The 19,562-nt window shown below is 52.8% G+C and carries 21 protein-coding genes; 7 read left to right on the forward strand and 14 right to left on the reverse strand.

What is annotated here, in order from left to right:
• The 3 genes from O71_RS18520 to O71_RS22095 form a co-directional block, all read left to right on the forward strand.
• On the forward strand, window positions 1-786 hold a 786-nt coding region (locus tag O71_RS18520), incomplete at its 5' end, for an acyl-CoA dehydrogenase family protein (protein ID WP_202800242.1).
• 20 nt (window positions 787-806) lie between these two features.
• Window positions 807-974 (forward strand): hypothetical protein, encoded by a 168-nt coding sequence (locus O71_RS26710; RefSeq protein ID WP_202800243.1) that lies wholly within the window; start codon window positions 807-809, stop codon window positions 972-974.
• Between the two features lie 14 nt (window positions 975-988).
• A complete protein-coding gene (locus tag O71_RS22095; protein ID WP_007660015.1) occupies window positions 989-2,521 on the forward strand; it encodes an ATP-binding protein in 1,533 nt (510 codons plus the stop codon).
• Here O71_RS22095 and O71_RS18530 read toward each other — a convergent pair.
• A complete protein-coding gene (locus O71_RS18530; protein ID WP_007660016.1) occupies window positions 2,518-3,528 on the reverse strand; it encodes a hypothetical protein in 1,011 nt (336 codons plus the stop codon). The genes O71_RS22095 and O71_RS18530 overlap by 4 nt on opposite strands.
• A gap of 302 nt (window positions 3,529-3,830) precedes the next feature.
• Here O71_RS18530 and O71_RS18535 point away from each other — a divergent pair, with 302 nt between their 5' ends.
• Complete coding sequence (locus O71_RS18535; RefSeq protein ID WP_007660017.1) at window positions 3,831-5,354, forward strand: malate:quinone oxidoreductase; 1,524 nt, start codon at window positions 3,831-3,833, stop codon at window positions 5,352-5,354.
• A gap of 17 nt (window positions 5,355-5,371) precedes the next feature.
• On the opposite strand, the gene O71_RS25990 is transcribed toward O71_RS18535, so the two are convergent.
• From O71_RS25990 to O71_RS24760, 9 genes are all read right to left on the reverse strand, one after another.
• Window positions 5,372-5,818, reverse strand: coding sequence for a molybdopterin cofactor-binding domain-containing protein (locus O71_RS25990; RefSeq protein WP_081490536.1), 447 nt, complete (start codon window positions 5,816-5,818; stop codon window positions 5,372-5,374).
• 2 nt (window positions 5,819-5,820) lie between these two features.
• Window positions 5,821-7,605 carry a molybdopterin cofactor-binding domain-containing protein gene (locus O71_RS18540; RefSeq protein WP_007660019.1) on the reverse strand — a complete coding sequence of 595 codons (1,785 nt, stop codon included), beginning with the start codon at window positions 7,603-7,605 and terminating at the stop codon, window positions 5,821-5,823.
• Window positions 7,606-7,612: 7 nt separating this feature from the next.
• The gene (locus O71_RS18545; RefSeq protein ID WP_007660020.1) at window positions 7,613-8,086 is read right to left on the reverse strand and encodes a (2Fe-2S)-binding protein; all 474 of its coding nucleotides are present in this window, start codon (window positions 8,084-8,086) and stop codon (window positions 7,613-7,615) included.
• A gap of 185 nt (window positions 8,087-8,271) precedes the next feature.
• Entirely contained in the window at window positions 8,272-10,203 is a 1,932-nt protein-coding gene (locus tag O71_RS18550; RefSeq protein ID WP_007660021.1) for a M13 family metallopeptidase, read from the reverse strand.
• Window positions 10,204-10,240: 37 nt separating this feature from the next.
• Window positions 10,241-10,378, reverse strand: a complete 138-nt coding sequence (locus tag O71_RS24070; protein ID WP_155801005.1) for a hypothetical protein — start codon at window positions 10,376-10,378, stop codon at window positions 10,241-10,243.
• Window positions 10,379-10,580: 202 nt separating this feature from the next.
• Entirely contained in the window at window positions 10,581-10,709 is a 129-nt protein-coding gene (locus O71_RS26715; protein ID WP_007660023.1) for a hypothetical protein, read from the reverse strand.
• Window positions 10,710-10,711: 2 nt separating this feature from the next.
• A complete protein-coding gene (locus tag O71_RS18560) occupies window positions 10,712-11,029 on the reverse strand; it encodes a GNAT family N-acetyltransferase (RefSeq protein WP_007660025.1) in 318 nt (105 codons plus the stop codon).
• 10 nt (window positions 11,030-11,039) lie between these two features.
• Entirely contained in the window at window positions 11,040-11,723 is a 684-nt protein-coding gene (locus O71_RS24755; RefSeq protein WP_202800244.1) for a hypothetical protein, read from the reverse strand.
• Window positions 11,678-12,652: a hypothetical protein gene (locus O71_RS24760; protein ID WP_202800245.1), complete on the reverse strand. Its 975-nt coding sequence runs from the start codon at window positions 12,650-12,652 to the stop codon at window positions 11,678-11,680. Before O71_RS24760 ends, O71_RS24755 begins: the two co-directional genes overlap by 46 nt.
• A 102-nt stretch (window positions 12,653-12,754) precedes the next feature.
• Here O71_RS24760 and O71_RS18570 point away from each other — a divergent pair, with 102 nt between their 5' ends.
• The 3 genes from O71_RS18570 to O71_RS18580 all read left to right on the forward strand — a co-directional run bounded on the left by O71_RS18570 (window position 12,755) and on the right by O71_RS18580 (window position 16,370).
• A complete protein-coding gene (locus O71_RS18570) occupies window positions 12,755-13,327 on the forward strand; it encodes a fasciclin domain-containing protein (protein WP_007660027.1) in 573 nt (190 codons plus the stop codon).
• A gap of 185 nt (window positions 13,328-13,512) precedes the next feature.
• Complete coding sequence (locus tag O71_RS18575; RefSeq protein ID WP_007660029.1) at window positions 13,513-14,964, forward strand: pitrilysin family protein; 1,452 nt, start codon at window positions 13,513-13,515, stop codon at window positions 14,962-14,964.
• Window positions 14,965-14,969: 5 nt separating this feature from the next.
• Window positions 14,970-16,370: a pitrilysin family protein gene (locus O71_RS18580; RefSeq protein WP_007660031.1), complete on the forward strand. Its 1,401-nt coding sequence runs from the start codon at window positions 14,970-14,972 to the stop codon at window positions 16,368-16,370.
• Between the two features lie 443 nt (window positions 16,371-16,813).
• Here the strand turns inward: O71_RS18580 and O71_RS18585 are convergent, their stop codons facing one another.
• The 4 genes from O71_RS18585 to O71_RS26005 all read right to left on the reverse strand — a co-directional run bounded on the left by O71_RS18585 (window position 16,814) and on the right by O71_RS26005 (window position 19,429).
• Window positions 16,814-17,038, reverse strand: coding sequence for a hypothetical protein (locus O71_RS18585; RefSeq protein WP_234986345.1), 225 nt, complete (start codon window positions 17,036-17,038; stop codon window positions 16,814-16,816).
• Window positions 17,039-17,238: 200 nt separating this feature from the next.
• Window positions 17,239-17,991: an ATP-dependent helicase C-terminal domain-containing protein gene (locus O71_RS25995; RefSeq protein WP_237717902.1), complete on the reverse strand. Its 753-nt coding sequence runs from the start codon at window positions 17,989-17,991 to the stop codon at window positions 17,239-17,241.
• Window positions 17,919-19,175, reverse strand: coding sequence for a helicase-related protein (locus tag O71_RS26000; RefSeq protein WP_071530906.1), 1,257 nt, complete (start codon window positions 19,173-19,175; stop codon window positions 17,919-17,921). The genes O71_RS25995 and O71_RS26000 overlap by 73 nt, the downstream gene beginning before the upstream one ends.
• Window positions 19,112-19,429 (reverse strand): hypothetical protein, encoded by a 318-nt coding sequence (locus tag O71_RS26005; RefSeq protein ID WP_051017810.1) that lies wholly within the window; start codon window positions 19,427-19,429, stop codon window positions 19,112-19,114. The genes O71_RS26000 and O71_RS26005 overlap by 64 nt, the downstream gene beginning before the upstream one ends.
• Window positions 19,430-19,562: the final 133 nt, after the last annotated feature.

The following is a 19,562-nucleotide window of genomic DNA, read 5'->3' on the forward strand; positions in this document are numbered from 1 at the left end:
TACGCATTGGCACGTGCCTGCGAAACCATTGGCACTGTGTCGGCCTCTACGGCGCTTTGCTATGGGATGCACTGTGTTGGCACGGCGGTGATTGCGGCAAAGGCGACCAACCAACAGCGGAATGAGTTTTTGCAGCCGATCGCGGCCGGTGAGCACCTGACCACACTGGCCCTGAGCGAGCCCGGCACCGGATCGCACTTTTATTTCCCGCAGACGCAGCTCCTGCTACAGTCTGATGACGAATACCTGATTCGCGGCAGCAAAACGTTCGTGACAAACGGAGGCAAAGCAGACTCCTATGTGGTGTCTACAATGGGTATAGAACCTGATGCCACTTTGCATGAGTTTTCCTGTGTGGTGGTTGAAAAGGACCGAAGTGGCCTGGAATGGGGCGGTGAATGGAAAGGTCTGGGCATGCGTGGCAATTCTTCCCGCAGCCTGACGCTGAATGATGTGCGGGTACCGGTACAAAACCTGCTGGGCGAGCGGGGTGATCAGCTCTGGTACGTGTTTCAGGTGGTGGCCCCATTTTTTCTGACAGCCATGTCGGGCACTTACCTGGGTATAGCACAGGCAGCCTTTGACAATGTGCGCCAGCACCTGATGGACCGTACGCATCGCCACAGTGGCATGTCCCTGTCACAGCTGGCCCTGCTGCAGCACCGTGTAGGTATGCTGTGGGCCAAGATCGAACGCACCCGCCGCCTGATCTATCATGCCACCGAACTGGCCGACCAGGGTGACCCTGCGGCTGTACTGCTATATTATCAGCCAAAGCAGAGGTAGCGCACTGTGCCGTAGATGTAGTGAACGAGGCCATGACACTGGCCGGTGGCATTGCCTACCGCGACAACTCCCGCCTCGATGTGCTGCTGCGCGATGCACGTGCCGCCCACGTAATGGCACCGACCACCGACCTGCTTTATACCTGGCTTGGAAGGGCGCTGCTCGATCAACCTATTCTGGACAGCTAAGACTGGCGACCAAGATGAAATGTGTCTATTACATAGGACTGCACGAAGATACCCTGCACCTCTTTCAGGAAGAGCTGGAGGACATCACCTTGCAGGCAGTCAGGGAAGAAGATATACTGGGAAACAAAGCTAATCTGACAGCTTGTGACACGCTGCTGGTAGGCGAGCAGGTCCTCAACCCGGTCCGTATCGCTCAGGAGTCATTCTCCAGGGACAAGGCCATTTCTATACTGCTGATCAATGATAAAGCAAACCACCAGAAAGTAAAGAACTCCCTGCAGTTTGCTCCCTTTGTAGGACCGACTATACAAGCCGTTACAAATGAACTCGGTACCGGCTTAGTTCCGATTGTGGAGGACGCTGTGCAACGTACCGAACAGCGTCGCAGCTATGTGCGCATCCGGTCCGCCAGTTCTTCCATCACGGCCTTTACGCCTAACTACATGGAGAAAGTCCGGGTAAACTACATGGCCCGTGTACTGGATGAGGCACCGATCGGAGCAGCGCTACTGGCAAAAGATGGTACGGTGCTCAACGTGAATAATTACATTGTGCGCCTGCTGGGCCGCACCGACCGGGAAATTCTAGGCATTGCCTTTGCCTACCATTTTCCTGTGAATGAACGGAACGCACTGCAGGATTTTATTTCCGACGGCTACCATAGCAAGCAGAAACGCATTTTTGAGTTGGGTAAAGGAGACAGCCGCAAGTTTCTGGAGATATCGATCGGTGACATTGATGCCGAGAGTTCCTCCCCTTACAAGATCGCGATCGTAAATGATGTAACAGAGGCCACTCAGGCCCGGCAACGCACGTTGGCCCATGTAGATGAACTGCAGAAACTCAATGAAGAACTCCGGGTAGTGAACGAAGACCTGGACACCTTTGTGTACACAGCCTCGCATGATCTCAAATCTCCTATCCTAAACATAGAAGGCCTGGTCAACCTTTTGGAGGAAAGTCTTAGTCAGCAACCGGGAGAGGTGCCTGAGCTGGAACACATCCGACGTTCAGTGGAACGCTTCAAGGCCACCATCGAGGACCTGACAGAAGTAGCCCGCATACAGCGCAGCTTTGGACAGGAGGCGAGCGAACTTAGCGTCGCAGACATGGTAGCCGATGTACAGCAGCTGCTTCAGCCCGAAATAGACAAAACAGGTGCTGTGATTGAAGTTGACATCAAGCAGGCTCCGCATATTTTATTTTCCCGAAAAAACTTTAAAAGCATATTGCTCAACCTGATGAGCAATGCAATCAAGTACCACGCTCCGCAACGTCAACTTCACATTAAAATCCGTACTGCTATAGAGCAGGACCTTTTTTTGCTGAGCGTGCAGGACAATGGCCTGGGCATCCCTACTGGCAGACAGGACAGAGTTTTCCAGTTATTCAAACGGATGCATATGCACGTGCAGGGTAGCGGCATTGGCCTCTACATAGTGAAGCGTATTGTAAGCAACAGCGGCGGCACAGTAACTGTAACAAGTAAGGAAGGGGAGGGCACTACCTTCACCGTTTCATTGCCTGTGCAAATCAAACGTCCTTAGTCCACCCTCAGCCACTCCAGGGCATCCTCTTCCGCCATGAAATAGTGAGCCTGATGGTTCAGGGCAGCTTGTTTTAGTTTCTTGCCTATATTTTCGCTGCTCATTTGCTGCAGGGCATCCGCAGAGGTTATCACCGCCAGTTTACGCAGGTTCAGTTTGGGGAGCAATTGCTGTGCCGTTGAAATCAACCAGCCCTGATCTTCGAGCGTGAGCACACCCAGCCGCTGGTTATTGAGCAGCAGCCGCTCTAATCGGTGCTCCATCAATGCGCGGGCTGCCTTGAGCATGCCATAACGGTACTGTCTGCTCTGCGGCGTTTTTTTCCAGCGGATGTTCATGGTGCTTTTCGCCTTGTCCAGCATGATCGATACAAAGTCTGTTTCAATGGTAATCAAATCCGGAAGGGGGTCGGGCATGCTGGTCAGATTGCCGCTTTGAGCAGGAGCAACCGCTACAGTGGCCTGGCCTCTGTCCTTTAGTCCCGAGCGTATCATTTTCAAATTGAAGTGAAGCGGAACCCGGATAAATTCTTCACCTGATACTGCCTTGTAGTCATCGCCCAGCAGCCAACGCAAGCCCTCTTCCCGGTCATCAAACATATTGGCTTCGTAGGGCATTTCTCCCAGCGTCAGAATTGCTTCCCGCACCAGGTTGTTCTGCTCCTGTGTCGGCACTACACGGGCTACCCGCCGGATTGAGGTATACTGTAGTGCATCGCACATGAATTTTTTAGCCCACTGCCGGTCTTCGGATGTCACGTGGTATTGCACCGGTATTTCGACAAGCAGAAGTTCTGCCTTGAGGATGGCAACTGCCCGGGCCAGTAGGCGAATAGATTGCCTTAGCTCAGCTGAAGTAGTAGAGCGTTCCCACTTGCAGCACAGCAGTTTGAGCTGCGGACAAAAACGCACGGAGAGAATGTCTGTTTCTTGCTGGTCAGCGGTTGGATAGGGTGATCTGTTACCAGCATACTGAGGTGTTGGAAAATTCAAAAAGGAGATACTCATATTTAACATTTGTTTCATAAGACAGCAGTACTGTCAGTAGGTTTTGGTAGCGTAATGGTTGTGTGGGATGATTTACCAACCGCAATATAAGTGTTTGAGTTCAAGCTATTTATAAAATGTTGTAAACGGTTCGTTCAAAGAAGGAAGCACCATCCATTCACCATCAGATTTTTGCCGTTCACCCGCTGGAATTCTACTTTGGCCAGTAGTCCGGAACTTGAAAAAAATAGAATGATTTTCGGATAGCATACCAAAGACAGGTAACTACGTAGTATAGCTACTGAACAATAAGCTTGATTTTTATGAAAACTGGACAAGGACTGCCTGATGTTTCGGAGGCAGATATAGTACTGATAGGAGCGGGGATTATGAGCGCCACGCTGGGTATGATGCTAAAAGAGCTGCAACCCGATCTGCGGATCACGGTGCTCGAGAGGCTGGATGAAGCGGCCGCAGAAAGTTCGGACGCCTGGAACAATGCCGGTACCGGCCATGCTGCCTTCTGTGAACTAAATTATACCCCTGAAAAAGCGGATGGTACGATTGATACTTCCAAAGCTGTCAGCATCGCCGAGTCCTTTGAAATATCACGACAGTTCTGGGCATACCTGATCCAGGAAGACCACATTAAGATACCAGAAAACTTTATCCGGAGTATTCCCCACATGAGCTTTGTGTGGGGCGATGCCAATGTGGAGTTCCTGCGTAAGCGACATGCAGCCCTTACCAAATGCCATCTGTTTGAGGGGATGGAATATACTGAGGACTGTGAACAGCTGAAGTCCTGGATTCCGCTGGTAATGGAGGGACGCGACCTGCTGGAGAAAGTAGCGGCTACGCGTATGGATCTAGGCACTGATGTTAATTTTGGCGCGCTTACCCGCTGTATGTTTGAGCAGTTGAGCAAAATGGATGGTGTTAAACTACACTTTGGCTATGACGTGCGCAAGCTGAAGCAACGGCCAGACAACCGCTGGAGCGTGCGTGTGAGGCACCGTGAGACAAGGGTAAAGCACAAGGTAAGAGCGAACTTTGTCTTTATCGGGGCTGGTGGCGGAGCCCTGCCACTGCTGCTTAAGTCAGGTATACCAGAGGGCAAGGGCTTTGGTGGATTTCCGGTGAGCGGCCAGTGGCTCAAGTGCACCAATCCGGACGTGGTCGAGCAGCACCATGCCAAGGTATACGGGAAGGCCTCCGTCGGCTCCCCGCCTATGTCGGTACCACACCTGGATACACGCTTTATCAATGGTAAGCGGGAACTGCTTTTTGGTCCCTATGCCGGCTTCACAACCAAGTTCCTGAAAAACGGCTCTTTCTTTGATCTGCCGCTCTCACTCAAAGTAAACAACCTGCATCCGATGCTGTCAGCTGGCGTGAAGAACATGCCGCTGACACAGTACCTGATCAACCAGGTGCGGCAGTCACCGGATGAACGGGTAGAAGCCTTGCGACAGTATTACCCCGAGGCCCGCGGTGAAGACTGGAAACTGGAAGTAGCCGGACAGCGGGTACAGGTCATCAAGAAGGGCCCGAAAGGGGGCGGTGTGCTGGAGTTTGGCACCGAAATAGTCGCTGGTGCGGATGGTTCGCTGGCAGCTCTGTTGGGAGCCTCTCCGGGTGCCTCTACGGCTGTTTCCATTATGATCAGCCTGCTCGACCGTTGCTTTCCGCAGAAAATGCAGAGCGAAGCATGGCAGAAGAAGTTGAAAGAAATGATTCCCTCTTATGGCGAGTCACTGGCACAGGATGCTGAATTACTACGCAAGGTACGCAGTTGGACCAGTGAGGTACTAGGTCTGCAGAATACAGTTAAAAATGAAGTGTAGGTATAAGTCAGCTATCGTTATACCTTATTGCTTAGGATCTTATCCGGGGTGATGGGCAGGTCGCGCATGCGTTTACCTGTCGCGCGGTAGATAGCATTGGCGATGGCGGCAGCGGTCGGTCCCTGTGCTGCTTCTCCGGCTCCTAGCGGAGGAAGCTCTGGCCGGTCCAGTACCAGGACTTCTACTTCCGGCACCTGCCTGAACCGCAGAATAGGGTAGGTGTCCCAATTACGGCTCGTTACGCGGCTGTTGTCGTAGGTAATCTGTTCCAGAAGCGTCCAGCTGGCGGATTGTATCATGCCGCCCTCTGTCTGGTTTTTAAGTCCGTCCGGGTTGATGGTCTGCCCGGCATCAATAGCGCCTACCAGTCGGATCAGCTGTAGCTCCTGCGACTTCCTGTCGTAGGCTACTACTGCCGCTACCGCAAAGTAGGCCGCCTCGTTCTTGTACTGCGCAAAGGCTATACCTAATCCGTGATCGGCTTTAGAGCGCTATCCCAGTCAATTCCTTTTGCAGCAGCTTCCAGCACTGCGCGGCCACGTTCGTCACTGAGATGCTTCAGCCGAAAAGCCAGTGGGTCCTGCCTGGCCAGCACAGCCATTTCGTCCATGAATGACTCTAATGCAAAGATGTTGGCGTAGGCACCCAGTGCACGCAATGCTGAGGTTCGTAATGGACCTGTGAAGGGGTGGGATACAACCCGAACATCCGGAAAATCATAGAGCGGACTCGCATTGCGGTGGTTGCCGCCTGAGTAGCCTCCGCCAGGCTTCTCAAACGGGTCTTCCAGGTATTGGGCTGCCAGTAAGTGGCCGGCTTCACCGCCCGGACGGGTGCTGTGAGAATCTGACCAGATCTGGGTATCCCAACCGACAATTTTTCCCAGCTTGTCCAGTCCGGCCTTTAGCTGCAGGACCATGGCTGAACCATAAGGCTCCCAACAGTGCTCGTCCTCGCGCATCCACTGTACCCGTACCGGGTAGCCCGACAGACTGCGTGCCAGCAAGGCGGCATCGGCTGCCACGTCGTCAGCGCCGTTATGCCCATAGCACCCTGCGCCCGGCACCCCGATCACATCTATCTGCTCTTTGTCGAGCTGCAGCATGTCTGCGATGGAGTTTCGGAGCGGGTATACCCCCTGGCTGTGCGTCCAGATGGTGAGTCGGTTTTCTTCCCACAAGGCCAGGGCGCAGGAAGGACCCATGGAGGCATGCATGTGATAGGGTCGGGTATAGGTGGCCTCGTGTTGGAGGGCGGCTGTTTGGAGATTGTCTTGTATACTTTCACTTTCTTCCACGGCTTGCCCTTCGCGTACCTTTTGCATGGCCTGGAACAGTTCTTCCTGTGGAGGCAATGCAGGTCCAGACTCCCACGTGGCTTCAGCCTTCAATGCCTCCAAAGCCTGTATTGCCTGGTACTCTTTTGTGGCAATTACGGCAGCAAAACTGCCATTTCGCACCACTTTCAGCACGCCCGGCATTTTTGAGACCCGCTGTTCAGGTATAGCCCGTAGGGTAGCGCCATACCCTGGCGGACGAAGTACGCGGGCGTGCACCATCCCCGGTAAGCGCATATCGTGGACAAATACTTCCCCACCGGTGGCCATTTGAATGATTTCCCGCCGGGGTAAAGGCTGCCCGACCAGTTGATAATCGGTTGGGTTTTTTAATGGGGCTTTGCCACTTATCTTGCCGCTAAGCTTTTTGCCGCTAAGCAGTTCCCAGTAGCTGACGCTTTGCTTGCTGTTGTCTTTTGCCTGTACTACTCCATCCGTAACTAACAGTTGTTCTGACTTCACACCCAGTTTTTCTTCCGCTAATTGTAGCAGGCGCATGTGTGCTTCTGCAGCCGCCTGTCTGATGGCCCGTCCACTGCTTTCAATCGAGCGACTGCCCGCTGTGTAGCGCTCGTCAGGTGTCTGCCTGGTATCCGCTGTGATGATACTCACTCTATCCATGCGCACGTCCAGCTCTTCTGCCGCCATTTGCATCAGGGCAGTGCGTATACCTTGCCCGAGTTCCTGCTTGCCGGTGATGACGGTCACAGTGCCGTCTTCCCGTAGCCTGATCCAGGAATCAATGTCATCCGCACCTGCCCGACCAGGCTGTTCCTCAACCTTTGTCTGGTCGCCATCCTTATTGTCGGGGCTGCACATGACCATCGGGAAAAGGCTGAACCCGATCAGCAGCTGGCCGGACTGCTTCAGGAAGGAACGCCGGTTAACAGGGGGAAGTTGGAAGGAGTCTTTCATGGGGGGGTTATCCTTTGTTGCTGGTTCCGGCTGCGCGTTGCACTGCCTTTAGTATGCGGGAATGGGTGCCACAGCGGCAAAGCACCCTGTTCATGCCTTCTTTTATTTCATCTATACCTGGCGATGCCTGTTGGTCGAGCAGGGCTTTGGCGGTGACCACCATACCGTTCAGGCAGTAGCCACACTGGGCAGCCTGCTCTTCCTGAAAAGCCAGCTGCAGTGGATGGGGTTTTTCGGCAGTGCCTATACCTTCGAGTGTTGTGATCTTCGCATTTCCGACAGCAGATACAGGCATTACGCAGGAAGTTCGTGCCTCCCCGTTAACGAGTATCATACAGGAGCCGCACTGGGCAATGCCACAGCCGTATTTAGGTCCGTTAAGCTGCAGGTCATCCCGAAGGATATACAGAAGCGGCGTGTTTTTGTCAGCCGTGACAGAAACCTGACGACCATTAATGTTCAATCTGAATTGCTGTGACATGGCGGTAAACTTGCGGATGGAAGCTTGCTTCTTGCTATAAGCTTATCCTTTTGGGTTACGCTCGGGTATCACTTTGGTTACCAGCTCTGTCCGCCTCTGATAGGTATAGGTATAAACTACTTAAAACAGCAAAGCCCTCCCGACAATGTTGTCGGGAGGGCTTTGTAAAATAAGCTTAACGCTAATTACCAGATTCTGATTCTGTTCTCTGGCGCGATGTAGAGCTTATCACCTGGCTTCACATTGAAGGCCTTGTACCAGGCGTCCATGTTCACAGGGGCACCGATTGTACGGTACTTGCCTGGTGAGTGCGTGTCTGTCAGGATAAGCTGAGCTTCTGTTTCAGGAAGGATATTGGTTCTCCATACCTGAGCCCACGAAAGGAAGAAGCGCTGATCTGGCGTAAAGCCATCGATCTTCTTGTTCGACTTGCCCTGCTTGGTCATTTTAAAGGCTTCGTAAGCAGCGCTCAGGCCACCCAGGTCACCGATGTTCTCACCCAAAGTCAGCTTACCGTTCACGTGGATGGTGTCCTGTACGGTGTAGTCGTTGAACTGCTTCACCAACTGGTCAGCTTTCTCCTGGAAGCGGGCACGGTCAGCATCCGTCCACCAGTTGCGCAGGTTACCGTCTTTGTCGTACTGGCTACCGGAGTCGTCGAAACCGTGGGAGATTTCGTGTCCAATCACCGCACCGATACCACCGTAGTTCACAGCGTCATCCGCGTTCGGGTCGAAGAACGGGAACTGCAGGATACCTGCCGGGAACACGATCTCGTTCATCACCGGGCTGTAGTAGGCGTTCACAGTCGGAGGCGTCATGCCCCACTTGGTTCTGTCTACTGGCTTACCCAACTGACTGATCATGTCGTTATAACCCCACTGGCCGGCGTTGCGCACGTTCTGGAAGAAGGCATTGCGGTTCACTTCCAGGCCATCGTACGTTTTCCATTTCTCAGGATACCCCACTTTAGGGCGGAAGGTATAGAGTTTTGCCAGGGCTTTCTCTTTTGTCTCAGGCGACATCCAGTCCAGACCTTTGATGCGGATCTCGTAGGCTTTGATCAGGTTAGCGATCATTTCGTCCATACGAGCCTTTGCTTCCGGTTTAAAGTGTTTCTGCACGTACAGCTGCCCAAGTAGCTCACCTATAGTGCCATCTGTTAGTTGTGACATGCGCTGCCAGCGTGGTGTCTGTACCTTCTGGCCAGACAATGTCTGGGTGAATGCGAAGTTGGCATCCACAAAGTCAGAGCTCAGGTATGGCGCTGCAGACTTGAGCACGTTGAACTGCAGGTAAGTCTGCCAGTCAGCAACCGGAGTAGACGTGAGCATGGTGTTCAGCTCGGTAAAGAACTTCGGATTGTTCACCAGGATCGTGTCTTCACCTGTCACTTTCAGCTTCGTCATCAGCTGCTTCCAGTCCATGTTTGGCGTAGTCTTGCTGAAGTCGGCTACGGCAAACTTGTTATAAGTCTTGTGCGGGTCGCGCATCTCTACACGGGCCATCTGCGCCTCAGCCATTTTCTTCTCGATGTTGAAGATGGTCTCAGCATTTTTCTGTGCAGTAGCCTGATCTGTGCCGGTCAGCGTGAAGAGTTTTGTGATGTAGGTTTTGTAGGCATCCTGAATACGGGTGCTGCGGGCATCATTCTTCAGGTAGTAATCGCGGTCAGGCAGGGTAGTACCGCCCTGGCTCAGCTGCGGGATCATCACTTCCACGTTCTTGCGGTCCTGGCCCACGTAGAATCCGAACATTGGAGCAGCGGCACCGGTGCTGCGCAGGTAAGCCACCTCGTTCAGCACAGCGTTGATGTCCTGCAAACCTTTGATGCGTTCCAGGTCAGCTTTGATCGGGGTATAGCCTAGCTTATCGATGGCGGCGCTGTCCATGGCGGCGGCATAGAAGTCACCTACACGTTTCTCAACCGAACCGGCAGGAGCGTTGGTTTTAGCAGCAGATTCGTTCAGAATCGTGCGAACGGCAATGATGTTGAAGTCGCGCAGCTGGTTGAAGCTTCCCCAGCGTGTTTCCTTAGCCGGAACCGGGTTGTTACGCAGCCATACGCCATTGGCGTAGGTATAGAAGTCGTCACCTGGCTTCACTTTCGTGTCCATGTTCGACTTGTCGATGAACTTGGCCTGGCTGGCAGGTTTACCACCATTCTGTGCGGAAACCTCTACTGCGCAGAAAGTTGCCGCTCCGAAAAGCTGACAGTCTCAGGCGGTTTTTCCAAACAGACGACTCTTTCACAGTCTGTGACAGATTAGCAGTGTCTTTTGTGTTTTTCATGTTAGATTGATTGTTTTAAAATGCTCAAACAGATGCCCTTTGGACAGGCTTCGTTTGAATGCCCTAAAATAAGGCTAATTAGCGAAATTATGCAGTTTATTTTTGAGAAGCCGATGTTATGGCGATGTTTAGCTGTAACACAAAAAGGCCGTTTAAAGTTTAGTGGCCCGCTCATGGGGATTGTACTGGAATGCAGGTATGGCTAGTGATTCACCTGCCTGCTCATCAGCAGCCGCGGGCTTTCATCCAGGTAATAACCCGCTACTTGTTCCTGCACCTCAAAGCCCAGCCGGGTATAGATGCTGATGCCAGCTGCATTGTCAGGGTGCACGGTCAGGTATAGGATGGAAGCGCCTGTTTTTCCATAGCGGCCATAGAGGCGGCCATCAACTTTTCGCCGATGCGCTTGCCCCGGTGCGCCGGCAGCACCCCGAGCGAGAGCAGCCAGCCCTGTGATTTTGCCTGGTCCAGGTGTGACAGCATGTAGCCTATCACTTCGCCTCCTGTCTCCGCCACCAGCAGGTAGTCGCCGGTGATGTCATACAACTGGCGCAGCACAAAAAGCGGGTAACTGTCCGCACCGAACAACAGCTGGTCGATGGCTTTGACGGCTTTGAGGTCGCGCAGTTCGGCTTTACGGATAGTCAGCATTGGGGTAGCCTTACTGAGTTTTACCCTTCAGCAGGTTAATGCTGATGGTTGCCATGTCGGAGTCCGGAAAGCGACGGAAAGCACCTTTGTCGGGATGCAAACCAGCTTCACCTGCCACTTTATGAAATACTTCCACTTCCACGATGTATTGGTCTGAGAACCCGTGGGTTGCATCGTAAGCGGTAGCAGCTGTTTTACCCAGGTTGGCTGCTGCCAGGGCAGGGGGGATGGTATGCAGCTCCATGGTCAGCAGACCGAACTTATCCACATAGGGCGTCCACTTTTTGAGGTGCTCCAGCAGGTTGTCCTCCACCTCATTGTTGCTGATCCACTTGCCTCTGTAAGCAAAGGCGCCGGTAGACCGGCTCAGACGGTTCGGATCGCGTTGCGCCGGACGCTCCCAGATCCGGTTATGATCCAGGAAGGTGCGCACGTTGAGGAGTTCGCGCAGGTCAATGTTGTAGTTCTCGCGCAGGTCATCTGCCAGCAGGTCCGGACGACCGATGTCACCCCAGATCACCTTGGCCCAGATGTCTGCCTTGATCAGGTTGGCCCGCGTTACTTTGAGAGCAGCCTGGTTGTAGTCAGCCCCCACCAGGAAGAGAGGGTATTGGTCCAGTACTTTGCCTCGCTCGGTCTGTCGTTCGATCACATCAAACATGTGCTGCAGAAAGGCGCCGTTGCCGCAACCCATGTCCAGTATGCCTTTTGGCTGTTCATGGATAGCCGGTTAAAGAGTTCGATGATGATCTCATCGATTACATTAAAGTATGTGGCGTGGGCACCACCGCTGCCCCATACGTTCATTTCGCGGTCCACGTGCAGCTCAGGTGCGCCTTCCGGCTTGTCCCAGAGCACATTCGGGTTGCCAAAGATCAGTTCGTCGAGGTGGCGAAACGTAGGGATGTAGGATACGGTCACACCATAGGCGCTACCCCTTTTGGCAAAAAACACGCCCTCTTCAGTGTATTCGTACTGGTCGCGCACTTTGCGGAACCAGCCCAGGTGTGCAAACAGATCCAGTATCTTGCGGAAGTCCTCATGGTTCTCGTGAAATTCCTCCGGACTGAAGCGGCTTTCCATAAAGTATTTATGAAACATCCCGTTCATGCCCAGCAGTACGATGGTCGGTCCCATCAGTAAACCTTCGATGTGTTTGAGCACCTGCTCCTGCACACTGCGCTCCTCCGCATCGTCCGAAAGCGTCAGTCCATACCCATCCCTATACCTGTCGGCTACTTTTGCCCAAAGCTGGTAAGGCTCCTTCTCAAATTTGCGCGGGTGGTACTTGCCCGACAGCTGCATCAGCTTCACGACGTCTTCATACAGGTATACCAGCGGAATAGCCAGTCGGCCGCGGTCTGTCATGCGGTAAGTTACCTGATCTGTTGCATTGTCGAGGTCCTGTGACAGCCAGCCCTGGGAGCAGAGCACGCGCAGTGCCACATTCAGGTAGCCATCGTTCGCTTTAAATCTAGTCACCAGCTCTTCCAGAGTTGCTTCCTGCTCTTGCTGCAGATATTCTAATACACCGTGTTTGTGGAGGCTGAAAGCCGTAGGGGCTGTTACAATACCATCCAGGTGACGGAAGATGGTTTCCCGAAGTTCGCTTTTACTTCTCATATCAAATAGTAACGAATATCATCTTTTTAACTAATCGCAGTCATCCTTCAAGGATAGAAATTTACGGAATATTACACCATCAAACTAAACCACTCAAATAAAATGAAAAGTTTACATGTAACCTTGATAGCAATTGCTTTTGGTCTGGTGACCTCTTGCAACTCTGCCAACGAGCAAGACACGGCGGTGGCGGCCACTGAATCTAATACAGATCATGCAGCTATGGATCATGGAGCCGGCCAGTCCGCCGTAGCTGATGACCAGTCGCAGCAGAACGTAGTGCAGGTAGCAGCCGGATCAAAAGACCATACCACCCTGGTAGCTGCCGTAAAAGCTGCCGGGCTCGTGGATGCCCTGACCAATGCCGGTCCTTTCACTGTGTTTGCCCCGACCAACGCTGCTTTCGATAAACTACCTGCCGGTACAGTAGACGGGCTTATGAAACCAGAGAGCCGCAAGGATCTGCGCAACATTCTGCAGTACCATGTATACGTAGGCGTAATACCTGCTGAGCGTTTTGACAACGACATGAGCCTGGGTCAGGTGAACGGAGGCCGCGTAAACCTTGGCCTGGAAGGTGATCAGCCTACCGTAAACGGTGTGAAGATACTAGCCTCTATACCTACGTCCAACGGCATTATTCACGTAATAGACCAGGTATTGTTGCCGCAATAAGTAGCGCCTCATCTTAACTTATTAATAAACAGGCCTGAGTACTCTGCATAAGTACTCAGGCCTTTATTATATAGATAAACCTGTATTTTAAAATTTAACATATTTTTTAGCATATATTTTAGTTTGTTTTCGTAAAAGTTCTGGATTAAGGATTAACACATCTTCAACCTTAAAAGCAGTGCATTATGAACCACACACCTTTGCAAAACTATGTTAAATGGGGTGCTCTGGCACTGGTACTCAGCCTGAGTGCCTGCGGTCAGCGGACAACCACCCAATCCCCCGAAGCAGCCACGACTACAGCTGAGAACGTCAACACAGCTACGGAGAATACAGCCCCTGCTTCAGCCTACCAGATTCCGGTTGACTACTATACCCTCGACAATGGCCTGAAGGTGGTGCTGTCGCAGGACAAGACGGCACCGCTGGCCACTATTGCGGTCTACTATAATATTGGTTTCCGGATCGAGCCCAAGGACCGCACAGGTTTTGCCCACCTGTTCGAGCACATGATGTTCCAGGGCTCCGAGAACCTGGGCAAGATGGAATTTATTCAGCTGGTACAGAAAAACGGCGGCATCCTGAACGGGTCTACCCGTTTTGACTTCACCAACTACTTTGAAATCGTGCCGGCCCATAAGTTGGAAACCATGCTCTGGGCAGAGGCTGACCGCATGAAAGGGCTCAACATCACGCAGGAAAACCTGACCAACCAGCAGGGTGTGGTGAAGAACGAAGTGAAGGTGAACGTGCTCAACCAGCCTTATGGTGGTTTTCCGTGGCTTGACATGCCGCAGTACGCCAACAAGAACTGGTACAACGCGCACAACTTCTACGGTGACCTCGAGGATCTGGACGCTGCCAGTCTGGAGGACGTGCAATCTTTTTTTGATACGTATTACTCGCCAAATAATGCGGTACTGGTTGTTGTAGGCGACTTCGAAACGAGCGAAGCCAAGCACTGGATACAGCAGTACTTCGCCGGTATACCTTCCGGGGATGTTCCTTCGCTGCCTGACCTGAGTGAGCCGCGCCAGGAAAAAGAGCAGCGCTTCACCAAAGACGATAAGCTGGCTAACCGTCCGGCTTTGGCATTCGCCTACCACATGCCTGAGCGCAATTCTCCTGAGTATTATGCGATGGGCCTGCTCGACCAGATTCTGCTGCAGGGCAATGACAGCCGCCTGTACCAGGCACTGGTGCAGGAGCGGGGCTATGCCAGCTCTGTGGATGGCGGCATCAACGCTTTCCTGGGCAACATGTTCAACTACAATGGCCCGATGCTCTGGATGGGCAGCCTGATCCATGACCAGAATGTAAATGCCGACGAAATCGTGAAAGTGGTCGATGCAGAGATACAGAAGTTGCAGCAGGAGGGTATAGACCAGGAGCTGATTGACCTGGCGATCGTGAAAATGCGCTCCTCTCTCTATGATCAGGTAAGTGCTTCCTCGGGTTTTGGAAAAGCAGACCTGCTGGCCACTTTCGCATTGTTCGACGATGACCCTTCCCGCATCAACCGCCTGGAATCTGAATTCAGAAAAGTGACACCTGAGCTCCTTCGTAAAACGATAGAGGAGTACCTGCGCCCAACCAATCGTACTGTTTTAGTTGTTAACCCACTTGCAAAAAGCTAAGCGCCATGTATAGAAAGCTATTAACCATAACACTGAGCGCCATCCTGACCCTGCTGGCAGGTATGGCCATGGCCCAGAAACAAACTCCGCCGGAAGGAGGCCAGCCGCGTGATTTTAAACTGCCTGCCAAACAGGAATTCGAACTGGATAATGGGCTGTCTGCCGTGATGGTGCCTTACGGCGACGTGCCCAAGGTAGTCGTGAGCATGGTGGTCCAGGTCGGGAACGTGCACGAAACGGAGAAGCAGAACGGCTTGGCCGACATCGTGGGAAACCTGATGCAGGAAGGCACCGCAACACGAAACGCACGGCAGTTGGCTGAAGAAGTAGCTCGCCTGGGCGGCTCGGTATACGTGAGTGTCGGACCGAATGAAACCTGGATATCCGGTTCTGCCCTGTCAGAATTTGGCCCGCAACTAGTCGAGATCATGTCTGACCTGCTCAAAAATCCGGCATTCCCGGATGCTGAAATGACCCGTATAAAAAATGACTTCAAGCGCCAGAATAACCTGTTACGGCAGCAGCCGGGTGCCACCGCCCAATCCAAATTCAGAGGGGCGCTCTACCCGAACCATCCCTATGGACGTGATTTCCCGACAGATGAAATGATTGATGGCTTCACCAGAGAGCAGGTACAGCAGTTTTACGAGCAGCAGTTTGGAGCCGACCGCACTACCGTATACGTTGCCGGCAAGTTTGACCAGGGGGCCATGAAAGAGGCTGTTACAAATCAGCTGAGCGATTGGCGAAAAGGGGCTGCACCACAAATCACGGTCGCCAAGCCAGTTACGAAGAGCGATATGATCGTCATGGACAGACCGGGCGCTCCACAGTCCACCATTGTCTTTGGTTTGCCGGTTGTGGATCCTTCGCACCCCGATTACATGGCCTTGCGTGTTACCAATTCGCTTTTAGGTGGCTCGTTTGGTTCGCGTATTACCCGTAACATCCGCGAAGACAAAGGCTATACCTACTCACCCTCCAGCTCACTGTCTGCCCGCTATCGGGTAGGAGACTGGGCCCAGGTGGCGGATGTAACTACGGAGCACACAGGCAATTCGCTGCGTGAAATTCTATACGAAATCAACCGTCTGGCTACAGAGGCGCCTGCACCGGAAGAGCTGGAGGGCATCAAAAACTATGAAGCCGGTTTGTTTGTGTTGCGCAATTCCTCGCCATGGGGCATTGTTTCGCAGCTTAATTTCCTCAAGCTACATGACTTGCCGGATTCTTTCCTGGAGAACCAGGTGCAGAACATCCATGCCATTACCCCACAGCAGGTACAGCAGACGGCCCAAAAGTACATGCGGCCTAAAAACATGACCCTGGTGGTCGTTGGCGATAAAAAAACAATTGATCCGCAGCTGAAGAAATTCCAGGCGGAGTTGAAGAAGAACCCGCTTTAAGTTTCGAATTGTAAATGGAAAAAGGGAGCCCGGAATCGATCCGAGCTCCCTTTTATTTTTGAGGTAGGTATAAAACAAGAACAGACCCCTTTATCAGGAGTCTGTTCTCTATTGAAAAGATTAGTCTGTAACAATTAACTTTTCAACTTTTAGCCATTCATTTATACGGCAGCAGTTGCAGGGAGGTTACAAAGTATTTAAAAATATTTTTGATTTGGTGATAACTGCCTCCAGGTTAAGCTCCAATAAGTATGAATGCACTCAGTCGGCAGGATGAGAGGGATACTTTCAGATTGGGCAAAAAAAAGAACAGCACCTTCGTAAAGATGCTGTTCTCTATTTGAAAAGATTAGTCTGTAACAATTAACTTTTCAACTTTTAGCCGTTCTTTTATACGGTGTCAATTGTAGCTGGGTTACGTTTACCCGAAAATAATTTATTTTTTATCTGTTATCCGGATTATTCTCACGGTCTACATCCACCGTTCTGGTATTTGTGGTGGTATCACGTTCCACTACTGTTTCAGTTACTTCATATTCTGACGCCACTGAGTCTTTATGTATAACAGTACCATCAGTTTCTGTAGTCCCGGTTCCACTGTTATCACAGGCTACTAAGCCCATCATACCAAACATTAAACCGAAACCTGCATATAATATCTTTTTCATGGTCTTATTTTTTTTAAATCTGATTATGATACAATATCTGCTTTCAAGTATGGCAGAATTGATTTTCATAAATTTGTACGTTGTCTGTGTTCTAAAAGGTTGTGAATCAGTTTGTTTTAATTTTTATATTCTTGATAATATTATATTTTAAACATGCTGGTGTATGTTCGGCGTGGAATCAGGCTGCTATTTAGCGCTGCTCAACTACCTCTCCGTTTGATGCTTCGGGTAGGTATAGCCGTCAGTGGATCCTCAGGCCAATGGTGCTTGGGATACCGTCCACGAAGGTCTTTTCGCACCTCAAAGTAGCCGGCGTTCCAGAAACTGCGCAGGTCCCGGGTAACCTGCACCGGTCTTGATGCCGGAGAGAGCAGGTGCATGAGCAGTGGAACCTTGCCAGCGGCAATACGTGGAGTGTCGAGCAGGCCGAATACCTCCTGCAGGCGGACAGCCAGTACTGGTGTTGTGGGATCTGTATAGTCAAGTGCGATGCGCGAACCGCTGGGTACCTGTAGATGCGTAGGGGCCAGCTTATCAAGTTCCTGCTGCTCCCAGCTAAGCATGGCTAGCAGGATGCCATTAAAGTCCAGTCGGTTGACATGCTCCATGTTGCGCAGGCCGGCCAGGTGCGGTAGCAGCCAATCTTCCATGGTCGCTTCCAGGGCTGCGTCTGAAACATCAGGCCATTTGTCAGGAGCCAGCTGCTGCAGAAAAGTGATGCGCTGGCGGGTGCGAAGCGCCTCCTCTGACCAGGGTAGCCGTGCTACGCCCTTATCCTGCAGTGCCTGTAGCAGTGCCTGGGCAATCTGCTCCGGGTCAGGTTGGGTGAGTTGTTTTTCTTCCAGTACCAAAGCGCCGAGTTTTACAATCCGTCGTGCTACTACACGGTTAGTCGCATTGTCCCAGCGCACTTCTTCGGTTTGTATGAGCTGCGTCTCAAAATGCTGAAGCACTTCTTCTTTGCTGAGTGGTGCTGCCAACAGGATGCGCGGATGCTGCCCGGCATCGAGGTGGGCGATGCCATAGTAATCAGCTTCAGAGAATAACTCGGTGGGAAGCGAAGCGCGCTGGCCTGTGATAAGACGTACTTTGCCAGTGCTTTCACGTTGTGCCAGCCGGTCGGGATAGCCAGTGCTGTGAGTATGCCTGCGGCGTGGGCTTCAATCGTTCCTTTGGAAGCACGGAGACGCTGTCTCAAATGCTGAGCCTGTTCCTGCACACGCCGGATGGCATTTTCATCGCGCTGGTAGCCGGGTATAGGCGGGCGTTTAGCGGTTAATAGTTCGAGTCGCAAGGGCAGATCAGGCTGGGGTGTGCTATGGGGTTGTTGCGACCGGATGATGTCCCGCTCCGCGAGCAAGGCAGCCAGGGTACAGGCCGTTTCGGTCAGACCCATTTCATGTCCCCTGATCACCAGGTGCCCCAATCGGGGTGTCAGTCCCATGGAGGCAATAGCCTTGCCATGTGCTGTAGCGTGGCCTGCTGGCTCCAGCGCTTCCAGGCGCAGGAGTAAGTCACGTGCCAGGGACAGGGCTGCAGCGGGAGGCGCGTCCAGCCACTGCAGCGCAGCGGCATCCTTTATACCCCACAAGGCAAGTTCCAGCGCCAGACCTGCCAGGTCAGCTTCACATATTTCCGGATCCTGCCGTTCGGGCAGTTGCAGCTGATCGGCGGTAGACCATAGCCGGTAGCAGACACCCGGTCCCAATCGTCCGGCACGGCCGCGGCGCTGATCGGCAGCTGCCCTGGAGACTGGCGTGGTGACCAACGTGGTCAGGCCGGTTCGGGGCATAAAACGGGGCACACGCGCATATCCGCCGTCCACCACGATCTTCACACCCTCGATGGTTAAACTGGTTTCGGCAATACTGGTAGCGAGTACTATTTTTCTGTTGACGGAAGGGGAGGGCTGAATAGCTGCCATTTGTCGGCTTAGTGCCAGGTCGCCGTGCAGAAGGTGCAGCTCTACATCTGCTGGCAATCTGTTCTCGAGCTGTTCGGCCACCCTGCGCATTTCGCCCATACCTGGCAGGAACACCAGGATATCGCCGGCAGACTCTTCCCGCAACGCTTTTATGATCGCCCTGGGAACCAGCTGTTGCAGGCGCTCCGCAGGACGGGTTCCGGCAGCAGCCACTTCGACAGGTGTGAGGTAGTGCGTTTCGACAGGGTAGAGGCGGCCGTCACTCCGAATAACAGGGCCTGCAGCCACTTGCCTATACCTGTCGCATCGAGGGTGGCGCTCATGATCACAATGCGCAGATCGGGTCGGAGGACTGCCTGGGCATCCAGCGCCAGGGCCAGACCCAGGTCGGCCTGAAGGCTGCGCTCATGAAACTCGTCGAAAAGGATAGCGGCTACTCCTTCCAACGCTGGGTCTTCCTGTAGCATACGCGTCAGGATGCCTCAGTCACTACTTCTACACGCGTGCGTGCAGACACGACATGCTCCATGCGCACCCAGTAGCCTACCGTTTGGCCCAGCGGCTCCTGCATCAGGTCGGCCATGCGTTGTGCCGCAGCAC

The sequence above is a fragment of the Pontibacter sp. BAB1700 genome (assembly GCF_000277005.1).
GTDB lineage: Bacteria > Bacteroidota > Bacteroidia > Cytophagales > Hymenobacteraceae > Pontibacter > Pontibacter lucknowensis.

Bases quoted from the DNA above. Each gene is read 5' to 3' on its own strand.
- O71_RS18580 (WP_007660031.1), top strand. From the start codon at position 14,970: ATGTATAGAAAGCTATTAACCATAACACTGAGCGCCATCCTGACCCTG.
- O71_RS18560 (WP_007660025.1), bottom strand. From the start codon at position 11,029: ATGCTGACTATCCGTAAAGCCGAACTGCGCGACCTCAAAGCCGTCAAA.
- O71_RS24760 (WP_202800245.1), bottom strand. From the start codon at position 12,652: ATGAGAAGTAAAAGCGAACTTCGGGAAACCATCTTCCGTCACCTGGAT.
- O71_RS24070 (WP_155801005.1), bottom strand. From the start codon at position 10,378: ATGAAAAACACAAAAGACACTGCTAATCTGTCACAGACTGTGAAAGAG.
- O71_RS18550 (WP_007660021.1), bottom strand. From the start codon at position 10,203: ATGGACACGAAAGTGAAGCCAGGTGACGACTTCTATACCTACGCCAAT.
- O71_RS18575 (WP_007660029.1), top strand. From the start codon at position 13,513: ATGAACCACACACCTTTGCAAAACTATGTTAAATGGGGTGCTCTGGCA.
- O71_RS22095 (WP_007660015.1), top strand. From the start codon at position 989: ATGAAATGTGTCTATTACATAGGACTGCACGAAGATACCCTGCACCTC.
- O71_RS18535 (WP_007660017.1), top strand. From the start codon at position 3,831: ATGAAAACTGGACAAGGACTGCCTGATGTTTCGGAGGCAGATATAGTA.
- O71_RS24755 (WP_202800244.1), bottom strand. From the start codon at position 11,723: ATGGGTTGCGGCAACGGCGCCTTTCTGCAGCACATGTTTGATGTGATC.
- O71_RS18585 (WP_234986345.1), bottom strand. From the start codon at position 17,038: ATGAAAAAGATATTATATGCAGGTTTCGGTTTAATGTTTGGTATGATG.
- O71_RS26005 (WP_051017810.1), bottom strand. From the start codon at position 19,429: ATGCTACAGGAAGACCCAGCGTTGGAAGGAGTAGCCGCTATCCTTTTC.
- O71_RS18540 (WP_007660019.1), bottom strand. From the start codon at position 7,605: ATGAAAGACTCCTTCCAACTTCCCCCTGTTAACCGGCGTTCCTTCCTG.
- O71_RS18545 (WP_007660020.1), bottom strand. From the start codon at position 8,086: ATGTCACAGCAATTCAGATTGAACATTAATGGTCGTCAGGTTTCTGTC.
- O71_RS18570 (WP_007660027.1), top strand. From the start codon at position 12,755: ATGAAAAGTTTACATGTAACCTTGATAGCAATTGCTTTTGGTCTGGTG.
- O71_RS18530 (WP_007660016.1), bottom strand. From the start codon at position 3,528: ATGAGTATCTCCTTTTTGAATTTTCCAACACCTCAGTATGCTGGTAAC.